12 protein-coding genes are annotated in these 13,407 nt (G+C 73.4%); 5 read left to right on the forward strand and 7 right to left on the reverse strand.

Translation table 11 applies throughout. The features are described 5' to 3' along the window. Position 1 precedes the first annotated feature (1 nt). A complete protein-coding gene (locus tag ABEB17_RS11910; RefSeq protein ID WP_345716911.1) occupies positions 2–1,825 on the forward strand; it encodes a peroxidase family protein in 1,824 nt (607 codons plus the stop codon). Positions 1,826–1,834: 9 nt separating this feature from the next. Here the strand turns inward: ABEB17_RS11910 and ABEB17_RS11915 are convergent, their stop codons facing one another. Continuing rightward, entirely contained in the window at positions 1,835–2,074 is a 240-nt protein-coding gene (locus tag ABEB17_RS11915) for a three-helix bundle dimerization domain-containing protein (protein WP_345716912.1), read from the reverse strand. A gap of 122 nt (positions 2,075–2,196) precedes the next feature. Between ABEB17_RS11915 and ABEB17_RS11920 the strand changes: the two genes are divergently transcribed. After that, positions 2,197–3,714, forward strand: coding sequence for an MFS transporter (locus tag ABEB17_RS11920; RefSeq protein ID WP_345716913.1), 1,518 nt, complete (start codon positions 2,197–2,199; stop codon positions 3,712–3,714). Here the strand turns inward: ABEB17_RS11920 and ABEB17_RS11925 are convergent. Then, positions 3,692–4,234: a nucleoside/nucleotide kinase family protein gene (locus tag ABEB17_RS11925; RefSeq protein ID WP_345716914.1), complete on the reverse strand. Its 543-nt coding sequence runs from the start codon at positions 4,232–4,234 to the stop codon at positions 3,692–3,694. The genes ABEB17_RS11920 and ABEB17_RS11925 overlap by 23 nt on opposite strands. Positions 4,235–4,260: 26 nt before the next feature. On the opposite strand from ABEB17_RS11925, the gene ABEB17_RS11930 reads away from it, so the two are divergent. Both ABEB17_RS11930 and ABEB17_RS11935 read left to right on the forward strand, forming a co-directional pair. After that, positions 4,261–4,653 (forward strand): VOC family protein, encoded by a 393-nt coding sequence (locus ABEB17_RS11930; protein WP_345716915.1) that lies wholly within the window; start codon positions 4,261–4,263, stop codon positions 4,651–4,653. 9 nt (positions 4,654–4,662) lie between these two features. Further along, positions 4,663–5,526, forward strand: coding sequence for an NAD-dependent protein deacetylase (locus ABEB17_RS11935; RefSeq protein ID WP_345716916.1), 864 nt, complete (start codon positions 4,663–4,665; stop codon positions 5,524–5,526). On the opposite strand, the gene ABEB17_RS11940 is transcribed toward ABEB17_RS11935, so the two are convergent. The 3 genes from ABEB17_RS11940 to ABEB17_RS11950 are packed head-to-tail and all read right to left on the reverse strand — an operon-like array spanning position 5,444 to position 11,154. Beyond that, entirely contained in the window at positions 5,444–7,435 is a 1,992-nt protein-coding gene (locus ABEB17_RS11940) for a vWA domain-containing protein (protein WP_345716917.1), read from the reverse strand. The genes ABEB17_RS11935 and ABEB17_RS11940 overlap by 83 nt on opposite strands. 6 nt (positions 7,436–7,441) lie before the next feature. Then, positions 7,442–8,851 (reverse strand): sigma 54-interacting transcriptional regulator, encoded by a 1,410-nt coding sequence (locus ABEB17_RS11945; protein ID WP_345716918.1) that lies wholly within the window; start codon positions 8,849–8,851, stop codon positions 7,442–7,444. A 53-nt stretch (positions 8,852–8,904) separates the two neighbouring features. Further along, positions 8,905–11,154, reverse strand: coding sequence for a HelD family protein (locus tag ABEB17_RS11950; protein WP_345716919.1), 2,250 nt, complete (start codon positions 11,152–11,154; stop codon positions 8,905–8,907). Positions 11,155–11,248: 94 nt separating this feature from the next. Here ABEB17_RS11950 and ABEB17_RS11955 point away from each other — a divergent pair, with 94 nt between their 5' ends. Then, entirely contained in the window at positions 11,249–11,791 is a 543-nt protein-coding gene (locus ABEB17_RS11955; protein WP_345716920.1) for a YbaK/EbsC family protein, read from the forward strand. Positions 11,792–11,803: 12 nt separating this feature from the next. Here ABEB17_RS11955 and ABEB17_RS11960 read toward each other — a convergent pair whose 3' ends face one another. Next, entirely contained in the window at positions 11,804–12,607 is an 804-nt protein-coding gene (locus ABEB17_RS11960) for a TrmH family RNA methyltransferase (protein ID WP_345717339.1), read from the reverse strand. Positions 12,608–12,609: 2 nt separating this feature from the next. Then, positions 12,610–13,386, reverse strand: coding sequence for a sulfite exporter TauE/SafE family protein (locus ABEB17_RS11965; RefSeq protein WP_345716921.1), 777 nt, complete (start codon positions 13,384–13,386; stop codon positions 12,610–12,612). Between the last annotated feature and the right edge of the window lie 21 nt (positions 13,387–13,407).

The following is a 13,407-nucleotide window of genomic DNA, read 5'->3' on the forward strand; positions in this document are numbered from 1 at the left end:
CATGGCACGAACGTCTCCGTACCGCTCCGGCCTGGTCTGGACGGTGTACGACCGGATCTGCGAACGGATCGACCGCCGGGTCGGCTGGGACAAGCTCCCCCGCCCGCTGGCGCTGCTGCTCCTCATCGGCATCCGCAACAACCTGCGCCGCGAGAACCTCTTCGACACGAACGTCGCGCCCGCCACGAACCTGCCGCCGCTCTCGGAGCCGTCCGCGCAGACCCGGTCCCAGCGCACGCCCGATGGCACCTACAACGACCTCGAGACCCCACGCATGGGCATGGCGGGAGCCCGGTTCGGCCGCAACGTCCCGCTCGCCGCAGGGGCAGCCGAGACCGGCGACCGGCTGATGACCCCCAACCCGCGGGTGGTCAGCCGCCGGCTGATGACCCGGACGACCTTCCAGCCGGCGACGACCGTGAACGTCCTGGCGGCCACCTGGATCCAGTTCATGGTCAAGGACTGGTTCTCGCACGGCGCCGGCGACGCGACCCGGCCGTTCGACGTGCCGTTGCCCGACGGCGATCCCTGGCCGACTCCGCCCATGCTGGTCCCGCGGACGCTGGCGGACCCCACCCGCAGCGGTCAGGAGGACGGGTACCCGCCCACCTTCACGAACATCAACACGGCCTGGTGGGACGGCTCCTCCATCTACGGGAGCAGCACCGACCAGCAGCGGGTCATCCGCTCCGGCGTCGACGGCAAGCTGAACGTGTCCGCCGACGGCATGCTGATCCTGCCCGACGACCCGAGCCTGAACCCCACGCTGGTCCCCGGGTTCTGGACCGGACTGGCGATGATGGGCGGCCTGTTCACGCTGGAGCACAACGCGGTCTGCGACCACCTGAAGGCGGCCAACCCGACCTGGTCGGACGAGGAGCTCTTCCAGCGCGCCCGCCTGGTGGTCTGCGCGCTCATCGCCAAGATCCACACGGTCGAGTGGACACCCGCCATCATCAGCCACCCGACCACGGTGACCGCCCTGCGCGCGAACTGGTTCGGGCTGGTCGGCGAGCGCTTCACCCGAACCTTCGGCCGCATCAGCGGCAGCGAGATCCTCAGCGGGATCCCGGGCTCGGAGACCGACCACTACGGCGTGCCCTACTCCCTCACCGAGGAGTTCTCGATCGTCTACCGGATGCACCCGCTGATCCCGGACGACTACGCGGTGCGGTCCGCGGTCGACGACGCGCACATCGCCGACTACACGTTCCGGGACCTGGCCGGGCCGGCCGGCGGTCAGGTCCTGCAGGACGTCGCCATGGCCGACCTGCTGTACAGCTTCGGTACGGCCAACCCCGGCGCCATCGTGCTGAACAACTTCCCCCGCTTCCTCCAGGAGTTCGAGCGCCCGGACGGCAAGCTGGCCGACCTGGCGGCCACCGACATCCTGCGCACCCGCGAGCTGGGCGTCCCGCGCTACAACGAGTTCCGGCGGCTGCTGCACCTCGACCCGGCGACCAGCTTCGCCGACCTCACCGGCGGGGACCACGGGCTGGCCGCCACGCTGGACGACGTCTACGGCGGCGACCTCGAGGCCGTGGACACGATCGTCGGCATGTTCGCCGAGCAGCGCCCGACCGGCTTCGCGTTCAGCGACACGGCGTTCCGGATCTTCATCCTGATGGCGTCGCGGCGGCTGAACAGCGACCGGTTCCTCAGCTCCGACTTCACTCCCGAGGTCTACAGCCCGGCCGGGTTCGCCTGGGTGCGGGACAACGGGTTCACGTCCGTCCTGCTGCGCCACTACCCCCAGCTGCGGCCGTGCCTGCACGGCGTCAAGAACCCGTTCGCCCCCTGGGTGAGCAGTAGCGGGCCGGCCTGACCCTCGCGGTCAGGCAGCGCCGACCAGCGCGGCGAGCTCCTCGCGGGCGTAGCGCCGGACCAGCAGTGGCACGAACGCCTGCACCTTGGCGTCGGCGAACCGGCTGGCCACCTGGTCCAGGCACTCGTCGACCTGGTGCGGGTCGACGCGCGCGTCGAACTCCTCGTGCAGCATCCGGCTGATCCCGACGAGCTCGTCGCGCGGGGTCTCGACGACGAGCGGGGCGCTGGCAACCGTGGCGATGCTCATGAGCAGAGCGTGGGGCGCGAAGGTGAACGGCAGGTGAACACGACACGACTTCCGGGCGCTGATCCTGAGCCCGCGACGGGCGGGTGCCGGCGGCAGACGGCAGAATCGCCCCGGGAGGTCACGTGGACCAGTCGGTAGGACTCCGCACCGGGACGGCCCGTGGTCGGTGGGTCCTGCTGGCCACGGTCCTGGGCAGCGGGATCGCGTCCCTGGATGCGACGGTGGTGAACATCGCGCTCCCCACCATCGGGCGCGACCTCGGCGCGACCCTGGCCGGCCTGCAGTGGACGCTGAACGGCTACACGCTGACGCTGGCCGCGTTCATCCTGCTCGGCGGCTCGCTCGGCGACGTCTGGGGTCGTCGGCGGATCTTCCAGATCGGCACCCTGGCCTTCGCCGCCACGTCGCTGCTGTGCGCGCTGGCCCCGACGATCGAGGTGCTGGTCGGCGCCCGGATCCTGCAGGGCGTCGCCGGCGCGCTGCTCACTCCGGGGTCGCTCGCCATCATCGCCGCGTCCTTCTGCGCGCGGGACCGGGCCGCCGCGATCGGCGCCTGGTCGGGCTTCAGCGGAGTGACGGCCGCGGCCGGGCCGTTCGTCGGCGGCTACCTGATCCAGCACCTGTCCTGGCGCTGGATCTTCCTGATCAACCTGCCGCTCGCGCTCCTGGTGGTGGTGATCGCCCAGCGGCACGTACCGGAGAGCCGGGATGTCGATGCACCGCGCCGCACGGACGTCGCCGGGGCACTGACCTGCGTGCTGACCCTCGCCCTGCTCACGTTCGGACTGATCCGCTGGGGCGCGGACGGGATGAGCCCGCTGGTGGCGTCGTCCCTGGTGACTGCGGTGGCCGCCGGCATCGGCTTCGTCGTCGTCGAGCGCCGCAGCTCGCACCCGATGATCCCGCTCGACATCTTCCGGTCCACCCGGTTCACCGCCGCGAACCTGGTCACGTTCCTGATGTACGCCGCCCTCGCCGGGGTCTTCTTCCTCCTGTCCCTGCAGCTGCAGATCGTCTCCGGCTTCTCTCCCATCGCCGCCGGGGCAGCTCTCCTGCCCGTGACGGCACTCATGCTGCTCGGGTCTGCCCGGGTGGGACGGCTGGCCCAGCGTTTCGGGCCGCGACCGTTCATGACGGTCGGCCCACTGGTCTGCGCCGTCGCCATGCTGCTGCTGCGCCAGGTCGGTGTCGGGGCGAGCTACTGGTTCGACGTGCTGCCGGCCATCGCCGTCTTCGGGGTGGGGCTGACGCTCACGGTGTCCCCGCTGACCACGGCGGTCCTCACCTCCGCCCCACAGCGGCACTCGGGTGTCGCCTCCGGGGTCAACAACGCGGTCGCCCGCACTGCCGGCCTGCTCGCCGTGGCGGTGCTGCCGCTGGCCGCCGGGATCGGCGAGAGCAGCTACCTGGTGCCCGCGCAGTTCGACGCCGGCTACCAGCGAGCGCTGATCGGGTGCGCGGTCCTGCTCGCCACCGCAGGGGTGCTGTCGGCGCTGCTCATCGGCAGCCGGGGACTGACCCCGGAGCACGAGCCGACGGCCAGCGAGCCGCCGGACCGACCGGCCGAGCGCTACCACTGCGGGGTGGACGCTCCCGCGCTGGGACGACCGGCATCCCTCACCGACCCTGCAGCTCACTGAGCGTCAGGACGACGTCCGCCTGCGACCGGGGGTCGCACGCCGCGAGGTAGAGCCGCTGGCCGCCCACGTAGCGTGCGTTGGCCGGGTGCTCCGGGTCCGGGTCGCACCCGTCCCGGACCGCCATCCGGCGGAAGGTCTCAGCGAACGGGACGTCCAGGAACACCGACAGGTGCCACAGGTCAGCGAGCTCGGCGCGGTGCAGGAACAGGCCGTCCAGCACCAGGGCCCCGCGCGTCGGCTCGAGCGCCGTGCGGCGCAGGGAGTCCAGGTCGTAGGAGTCGCGGAAGAAGCCCTGGGGCGAGTGCCGGCCCAGGCGATAGCGGACCTCGGGCGGGTTGAGGAAGTTGTCGGCGCGGACCCGTGTGACGTCGTGCCCGCGCCGGGCCAGCTCGACCTCGAGCGCGTCCCCGAGCGTGGTCTTGCCGGACCCGTCCACCCCGTCGATGCCGACCCGCACGCCATCGGGCCGACCCTGCGCAACGAGGTCGGCGACCCGTCGGACAACTCGCTGGAGACCCACCGGCACAGCCTGCCACGATGGGCGCCATGACCGTTCACGTGCACAGCATCACGTTCGACTGCCACCGCTGGGAGCCCCTGGTCGAGTTCTGGGCCGCGGTCTCGGACTTCGCCGAGGACCCGCAGAACCCGAACAACGACGGTGACCCGATGGGGGCCCTGCGGTCGCCGTCCGGGCTGCAGCTGCTCTTCATCCCGGTCCCGGAGGGCAAGCAGGTGAAGAACCGGGTGCACCTCGATGTGGTCCCGGTCGACCAGACCCGCGACGAGCAGGTAGCGGCCGTCCTCGAGCTGGGAGCGACGCAGGTCGCGGACCACCGCCGCCCGGACGGATCGGGTTGGGTCGTCCTGGCCGACCCCGAGGGCAACGAGTTCTGCATCGAGCGCAGCCAGGCCGAGCGGGACGCCGCTGCGACGTAGGCTGGTCGGGTGGACCAGCTGGCAGCGGCACTCGACGTCCTGGACGGGCGCCGGGTCGTCGCGCTCACGGGGGCCGGGCTCTCGACCGACTCCGGCATCCCTGACTACCGGGGGCCGACAGCGGTCCCGCGGCAGCCGATGACCCACCAGGAGTTCGTGTCCGGGCCGGCGGCCCAGCGGCGGTACTGGGCCCGCAGCCACGTCGGCTGGGGTCGGATGCGGCGGGCGGAGCCGAACCCGGGCCACCTCGCGCTGGCCCGGCTCGAGCACGCGGGTGCCGTGTCGGCGTTGATCACGCAGAACGTGGACGGGCTGCACGGCGTCGCGGGCAGCCGGGACGTCGTGGACCTGCACGGCCGGATCGACGAGGTGGTGTGCCTGCGCTGCGACGAGATCACCTCGCGCGCCGCGCTGCACGAGCGGCTGACCGAGCTCAACCCGGACTTCGGGGACGGCGCGTACGCTCGCACGGCACCGGACGGCGACGCCGAGGTGCAGGACGTCGAGCACTTCCGGCTCGCCCCCTGCCTGGTCTGTCGCGGGGCGCTGATGCCGCACGTGGTGTTCTTCGGAGCCAACGTGCCCAAACCGCGGGTGGAGCGCTGCTACGCGCTGGTCGAGTCCGCGCAGGCGCTCCTGGTCGCGGGGACGTCGCTGGCCGTGCAGTCCGGGCTGCGGTTCGTCCGGCGTGCCGCCCGGGACGGGGTTCCCGTCGTCCTGGTCAACCAGGGACCGACCCGCGGTGACGACCTCGTGACGGTGAAGGTGGAGGCCGGGTGCTCCCCCACGCTCAGCGCCCTGGCCGACGTCCTCGCCGGGCGCGCAGGTAGTCCTGCACCACGTACTGACCCAGGTCGTGCGCTGACGGTGTGAACACCCGCCCGCCGCTGCGGCGGGCCATCGCGTCGACGAACCGGCGCAGGCTGGGGTCCTCGCCGAGCATGAAGACGTTCAGCACCGCGCCGTAGCGGGTGAGCTGGTCGATCTCGTCGACGGTGGCCCGCAGGGTCTCGGCCCGAGGGGGCCAGGCGAACGCCGCCTCGCCGTCGGGCAGCAGGTGCGCGGTCGGCTCGCCGTCGGTGACCACCAGCACCACGGGGTCGCCGTCGCTGTGCTTGCGCAGGTGCCGGCGGGCCAATTGCAGCGCGTGCTGGAGGTTGGTGCCCTGCACGAAGTCCGGCTCGGCTGCCGCCAGCTCGCCGGCGGACAGCGTCAGGGCGTACCGGCCGAACCCGATGATCTGCAACGCGTCCTGCGGGAACTGGGTGGCGACGAGGTGGGAGAGCGCCAGCGCGGTCTGCTTCATCGGTCCCCAGCGGCCCTCGGAGACCATCGAGAACGACATGTCCACGCACAGCGCCACGGCGGCGCCGGCCCGGCGCTCGGTCTCCACCACCTCGAAGTCCTCCACCGCGAGCGCGACCGCACCACCGGCAGCAGAGGCGTTGCGCCGCACCGCGTTCGAGACGGTGCGGACGACGTCGAGCGGCTGCTCGTCGCCGAACTCCCAGGCGCGGGAGGCGCCGGTCGCCTCCCCGGCCGCTCCCGCGGACTGGACGTCGTGCGTGCCGCGGGACGCCGACTCGATGCGGGCGAACACCCGCTGCAGCGCGGTGGATCCCAAGCGTCGCAGCGCCTTTGGGCTCAGCACGGTGTCCGCGGCGCTGCCGGACAGCCACCCCTGCCGGCGCAGCTCGCGCTCCAGCTCGCGCAGCCGGCGGACGTCGTCGGCCGCACCGCGCCCGAGCTGGCGTTCCACGGCCTCGACGTCGACGTCGTCCAGGGTGGCGCCGGCGTGCTCCTGGCCCAGCTGGTCCAGCAGGTCGTCCAGCTCGGCCACCTCGGCCAACGCGCCGGTCGCCTCGCCGTAGCCGAGTGGCTCCTCCCCGCGGCCCTGCTCGCCGCGGCCCCAGGACAGGTCGGGCCGCAGCGCACGCAGGTTCTCCGACAGCGCGGCCATCTGCTCGGCGACCCCGGCCTGACCGAGCGCCTGCTCCATCAGCCCGGCCAGCTCGGCGCGCTGGGACGGCGTGAGCGAGCGCATCAGCCGCTCGCCGGCGGCGGCCCGGCGGGCCAGCAGGTCGACCAGCTCGTCGACGTCCTGCGGCTGCTCGGGGAAGAACTCGCCGTGCTCGCGCATGAACTCGGCGAAGGAGTCCGTCGTGTCCTCGCCGCGGGCGTGCTGGCCGAGCAGCTCGTTGAGGTCGGCGAGCATGGACTGCAGCGCCGCGGCGGCCTGCGGGTCGCGCGCCGGGTCGGCGCCCTGGAGCGCGTCACGCATGCCCTCGAACCGCTGACCGAGGACGTCGTCCCGCAGCTCGTCCAGGATCCGCTGGTAGTCCGCCCGGGCCTCGTCGCTGGTCCAGTCGTACTCGGACAGCTCCTGCACGGCCCGGGACGTGGAGCGCGGCAGCGCGTCCAGCTGCGCCTCGGCGAACCGCGCGTCGTCGTCCGCGCGCTGGGCGAGGGCCTCCCGCTCGGCGGCCAGCGCCTGGTCCAGCAGGGCCTGGGCCCGGGTGATGGTGCCGTCCAACCGGCCGCGGCGCAGCGCCTCGCGGCGCATCCGGCGGGCCCGCTCGTGCAGGTCGTCCAGCCCGTGTCCGCGCTCCCCGTCGGGCCCGCGGTGCAGCAGGTCGCGCAACGCGTCGCGCAGGCTCGAGCCGGCCAGCACCTCCTCGCCGAGCTGGTCCACCGCGGACCGGACGTCGTACGGCGGTGCCAGCGGATCCGGACCGCCCTGCCAGGCGCCGTACCGGCTGCGCCGGCCGGGGTGACGCGCCACGGCTGCTCAGCCCCCGTAGACCGTGCGGCCGTCGTCCGTCGTGGTCTTGGCGAGCCGTCGGGTCAGGTGCAGGCCCTCGAGCACCAGCTCGACGCCGGACGCCGCCTGGCCGGGGCTGGGTGCCTCCCCCAGCCCGAGCCGGTCCAGCACCTTCGCCAGCCCGGCGACCGTCCCGACCTGCTGGAGCACCTCGGCCGACGTCACGAGCTCGCCGGTCTCCACGCTCTCGCCGTCCTCCACGAGGGTGACGAACGAGCCCAGGTCCAGACCCGCCGTCCGGGACCGGAAGGTCTCGGCCACCGCGATCCGCAGCAGGTGCGCGAGCACCTCGGTCTCGCGTCCCTCCTCGCCGCTCTCGAACTCGACCTTGCCGCGCAGCGTCCCGACGATGGACTCGGTGTCCCCGACCCGGGCGACCGGCTCGTCCTCGCCGCGCAGCGCACCCCGGCGCAGCGCCGCGGCGGCCACCGTCTCGGCCCCGGCGACCGCGAACCGCGCCGAGACCCCGGACCGGGCGTCCACGGACGGCGACTCGCGGACGTCGCGGGTGAACCGGGCGACGACCTCGAGCACGTGCTCGGGCACCTCGGCCACCAGCTCGGCCTCCTGGCGCACGAGGGTGATCTCGTCGTCCAGGTCCAGCGGGTAGTGGGTCCGGATCTCGGCGCCGAAGCGGTCCTTCAGCGGGGTGATGATGCGCCCGCGGTTGGTGTAGTCCTCCGGGTTCGCGCTGGCCACCAGCAGCAGGTCCAGCGGCAGCCGCAGCTGGTAGCCGCGCACCTGGACATCGCGCTCCTCCAGCACGTTCAGCAGCGAGACCTGGATCCGCTCGGCCAGGTCCGGCAGCTCGTTGATCGCGAAGATGCCGCGGTGCGTGCGCGGGACCAGCCCGTAGTGGATGGTCTCCGGGTCGCCCAGGGTGCGGCCCTGCGCCACCCGAATCGGGTCGACGTCCCCGATCAGGTCGCCGACGCTGGTGTCCGGCGTGGCGAGCTTCTCGCTGTAGCGCAGCGAGCGGTGCCGCCACGCGACCGGCAGCTCGTCGCCCAGCTCGGCGGCGCGGCGGCGCGAGGCCGGGGTGATCGGGTCGTACGGGTGCTCGGCGAGCTCGGCGCCGTCGATGACCGGCGTCCACTCGTCGAGCAGCGCGACCAGGGATCGGATGAGCCGGGTCTTGCCCTGGCCCCGCTCGCCGAGCAGCACCAGGTCGTGCCCCGCGAGCAGGGCGCGCTCCAGCTCGGGCAGCACGGTGAGGTCGAAGCCGACGATGCCCTCGAAGCGGGGCTCGTCGTCGCGCATCAGGGCCAGCAGGTTGTGCCGGATCTCGGCCTTCACGCTGCGCAGCTGGTGCCCGCTGGCGCGCAGCTCGCCGAGGGTGGTGGGACGGTCCGGTGTGGTGTGCGAGGGGGCTGTCACCCACTCACGCTACGTCGCGCCCGCCCCGGGCGCACAGGGGGTTTCCAGCGGCGTTACCAACGGACGAGATCGTCCATGCCCGCCGGGAGCGGTTCGCTGTGCAGGACGACGAGCCGCCGGGTCGGTCGCGACAACGCGACGTACAGGTCACTGAGGCCTCGTCGGGACGCCGAGACGACGGCCGCCGGCTCCACCACGACCACGTCGTCGAACTCCAGCCCCTTGACCTGCTCGGGCGCCAGCACGCTCACCCGGACCGTCAGGGCCGTCCGCTTCGCGTCACCGACCTGACCGGGCCACTGGTCCTCCAGGACCCGGGCCAGCTCGGGCACCTCCGCCAGCGGCGCCACCACCGCGATGGTGCCCTCCTCCGAGGCGGTCAGCAGCGAGGCCACCACCTCGACCACGGCTTGGCCGTCGCCAGGGGCGCGCTCACGCACGGCGGGATCCACCTCGCCCTCGCGGACGGACTCGACCGCCGTCACCGGCAGCCCGTTGGCTCGCGCCATGGCGTCGGCGACCCGCAGCACGCGGCCCGGCGTGCGGTAGCTGACGCTCAGCTCGCGCTCGCGCCAGCGCCCGGCGGCCACCGGCTGCAGGGCCTCCGCCCACGAGGAGGCGCCGCCGACCGTGCCGCGCTGGGCGAGGTCACCCACGACGGTCCAGGACCGTGCGGGGCAGCGGCGAGAAAGCAGGCGCCACATCATCGGGGTCAGCTCCTGCGCCTCGTCGACCACGAGGTGCCCGAACGCCCAGGAGCGGTCGGCCTCCGCGCGCTCGGCCACGCTCAGCGCCGGCCCCATCTCCGCGAACTGGTTCGCGAGCATCTCGGCACCGATCCCGGGGGCCTGCGGGTCCACCAGACCGGTCATGCCCAGCACGTCCTTGGCGTACTCGAGCTCCGCCGCCCGCTCCTGCGCACGCTGGCGACCCTCGACCCGCCCGGCCTCGCCGTCGTCACCGACCAGCTCGGCGACCTCGTCCAGCAGCGGGACGTCGGACAGCGTGAACGGCTGGTCGCGGTCGCGCTCGAGCCGGGCGCGCTCGGCTGCACTCAGCGCGTCACCGGCCGACGCGATCCGCACGGGCGTGGCGAACAGGTCCTGCAGGAAGCGCTGCGGGGTGAGGGGCATCCACAGCAGGTTCAGGTTGACCCGCACGTCGCGACTGTCCCGCAGGTCCGCGTCGAGCTCCTGCCGCAGCTCGTCCGACAGGGTCTGGCCCATCTGCTGGGCGAGCTGGCCGGCGAGGTGGCGCAGCATGTCCTTGACGAACGTCACCCGTGCGGCGTTGTGCGCGGCCCCGGTCGACCGGGCCCGGGCCCTGGCCGCGGCGACGGCCGAGCGGGTCAGGGTCAACCGGTGCGACCCGACGCGCAGCTCGAGGTCCTCGTCCGGCAGCCGCTGACGGTCCCGCACGGCGTTGGCGAGCACCTCCACCATGCGCAGGTCGCCCTTGACCTGGGCGACGTCGTCGCCGTCGTCCGTGCTGGCCTCGACGCCGGGGAACAGCGAACCAGGGGTGGCCATCACGACGCCGGACTCGCCGAGCGAGGGCAGCACCTGCTCGATGTACCGCAGGAACAGCGGCCCGGGGCCGACGACCAGGACGCCCGAGCGCTCGAGCCGCTGGCGGTAGGTGAACAGCAGGTAGGCAGCGCGGTGCAGCGCGACGGCCGTCTTGCCCGTGCCCGGGCCGCCCTGGACCACCAGCACGCCGGCGAGCTCGTCCCGCACGATGCGGTCCTGCTCGGCCTGGATCGTCGCCACGATGTCGCCCATGCGACCGGTGCGCGGCGCCCGCACGGCCGCCATCAGTGCGCCCTCGCCCTGCAGGGTGGCCCGTTCGTCGTCGTCGATCGCCTCGAGGTCGAGCACCTCGTCATCCAGGTGCACGACCTCGCGGCCGGACGTCGTCAGGTGCCGGCGCCTGATCACCTCGCCCGGGGCGGCCGGTGTGGCCTGGTAGAACGGCGCGGCGACCGGCGCGCGCCAGTCGACCAGCAGCTTGTCCTGGTGGTCGTCGCTGAGCCCGATGCGGCCGATGTGGTGCCGTTCGCCGCCGCGCAGGTCGAGGCGGCCGAAGCAGAGCCGGTCCTGGACGTTGCGCAGCTGGGCGAGGCGGAACTCCAGCGTCGTGGACATCGCGTCGCGCTCGGAACGCGCCTGCGGCGTGCCCACCGACCCCGTGCGCCGGATCGCCGTCAGCTGCCGCTCCGCGGCCGCGACGATGGCGTCCAGCCGTCCGTACACCACATCGAGGTGCGCCTGCTCGGCAGCGCGGTCCCCGCTCAGGTCGCTCACAGGCTGGGCCTCCCGGTCGCGCGCCAGCGGTGGCTGGCGCGGGCATCAATCCTATGCCACGCCGCCGACGTCCACCTGCAGATACCGTTCGTCCGTGAGTCCAGCCCTCGACGTCCGGCGCCCCGCGCTCGCCCACGCCCCGCTCCTCGCCGACCCGGTCGCCGCCGCGCTGCAGGCCTGGGTGCACGCGGACGGCGTCGGCGTCGCCGCGATCGACCCCGACCTGGCGGACACCGCCGCCTTCGTCGAGGCGTACGGCGTGGCCTCGGACGCGTCGGCGAACTGCGTCGTCGTCGGCGGGCGGCGCGACGGCGTCGAGCGGATTGCGGCGTGTGTCGTGCTGGCCACCACCCGGGCCGACGTCAACGGGATCGTGCGCCGCGCCCTGGACGTCCGCAAGGCGTCGTTCCTGCCGATGGACCGGGCCGTCGAGCTGACGGGCATGGAGTACGGCGGGATCACCCCGATCGGGCTGCCCGCCGACTGGCTGCTCCTGGTGGACGAGGCCGTGACGCTGGCCGGGCGGGTCATCGTGGGCTCGGGGCTGCGGCGCAGCAAGATCGAGGTCCCCGGAGCGGACCTCGCCCGGCTCCCCCGGGCCACCGTGGTGCCGGGCCTCGGCCGCCCAGTGGGCTGAGCCGATCCGACGTCAGGGGCGCAGCGCCCAGAAGGCGACGGCGCTGGCCGCCGCCACGTTGAGCGAGTCGACGCCACCAACCATGGGGATCCGCACCACCAGGTCGGACGCCGCCACCGTCGACTCCGCGAGCCCGTGGCCTTCCGTGCCGAGCACCAGGGCCAGCCGGTCCGGTGGCGCTGCGGCCAGCTCGTCCAGCGGCACCGCGGACGCGGACAGGGCGAAGGACGCCACCGTGAAGCCGTCGTCCCGCAACGTCTGCATCCCCTCCGGCCACGGGTCGATGCGGGTCCACGGCACCTGGAAGACCGTCCCCATCGAGACCCGGACGCTGCGTCGGTAGAGCGGGTCCGCGCACTGCGGGGTCACCAGCACGGCGTCCACGCCGAGCGCCGCCGCCGACCGGAACATCGCGCCCACGTTCGTGTGGTCCACGACGTCCTCCAGCACGGCGACCCGGCGCGCCCCGCGGACGACGTCCTGCACCGTGGGCAGGTCGGGCCGGTGCATCGCGGCGATCGCGCCGCGGTGCAGGTGGAAGCCGGTCAGCGCCTGCAGCACCGACGGCTCGCCGACGAACACGGGGACGCCGTCCCGCTCGGCATCCGCGACCACGTCCGCGAGGTCGTCCAACCACCGCGGCGCCATCAGGAACGAGCGCGGTCGGTGTCCCGCGGCCAGCGCGCGACGGATCACCTTCTCGCTCTCCGCCAGGTACAGGCCCTGCTCGGGCTCGCGCAGCCGGCGCAGCGCGACGTCCGTGAGGCTCGTGTAGTCGGCCACCCGCGGGTCGGCCGGGTCCTCGATCCGCTGCACGCTCACCCGGTCGTCACCACCTTCACGATGGCCACCAGGCCGACCACCACGATGAACACGCGCAGCGCGCCGGGCGGCAGCCGCCGTCCGTAGCGCGAACCGAGCACACCGCCCAGGAGCGAACCGGCGGCGATCAGCGCCACCACCCGCCAGTCGATGTGGTCGCGGGCGACGACCAGGAACGTGAGCGCCGCGACGCTGTTCACGACCAGGGCCAGCACGTTCTTGACGCCGTTGAGGCGCTGCATGGACTCGGGCACCAGGGAGCCGAGCAGCCCCATCAGCAGCACGCCCTGGGCAGCGCCGAAGTACCCGCCGTAGGCGCCGGCGCCGAGGGTGCCGGCCATCAGCAGCGCCCGGTGCCACCGGCTCTCGTCCTGGTCGGGATCCGCGTGCCGGGCCGCGACCCGGGCCTGCAGGCGAGGCTGCAGCACCACCAGCACCAGCGAGATCGCCAGCAGCACCGGGACGATCGCCTCGAAGGCCGACGCGGGCAGGCGCAGCAGGAGCAGCGCCCCGACCATCGCACCGACGAACGACATCGGCGCCAGCAGCCGGAGCAGCCGCCCCTGCCCGGCCAGCTCGCATCGGTAGCCCCAGGTGCCCGAGACGCCGCCGGGCACCAGCCCGATGTTGTTGGACACGTTGGCGGTCACCGGCGGGAAGCCGAACGCCAGCAGGGTCGGGAAGGTGATCAGGCTGCCCGAGCCGACGATCGTGTTGATGGTGCCGGCGGCGACGCCCGCAGCGAAGATCGCGAGCACCTCGAACCAGGACACCCCGCGACCCTAGGCGAGGCC

Source organism: Angustibacter luteus (genome assembly GCF_039541115.1).
In the GTDB taxonomy this organism is placed as follows: Bacteria; Actinomycetota; Actinomycetes; order Actinomycetales; family Angustibacteraceae; genus Angustibacter; species Angustibacter luteus.

What these genes read in the sequence shown, in the direction of transcription:
- ABEB17_RS11910 (WP_345716911.1), top strand. Translation starts at nt 2, where the DNA reads ATGGCACGAACGTCTCCGTACCGCTCCGGCCTGGTCTGGACGGTGTAC.
- ABEB17_RS11915 (WP_345716912.1), bottom strand. Translation starts at nt 2,074, where the DNA reads ATGAGCATCGCCACGGTTGCCAGCGCCCCGCTCGTCGTCGAGACCCCG.
- ABEB17_RS11930 (WP_345716915.1), top strand. Translation starts at nt 4,261, where the DNA reads ATGACCGTTCACGTGCACAGCATCACGTTCGACTGCCACCGCTGGGAG.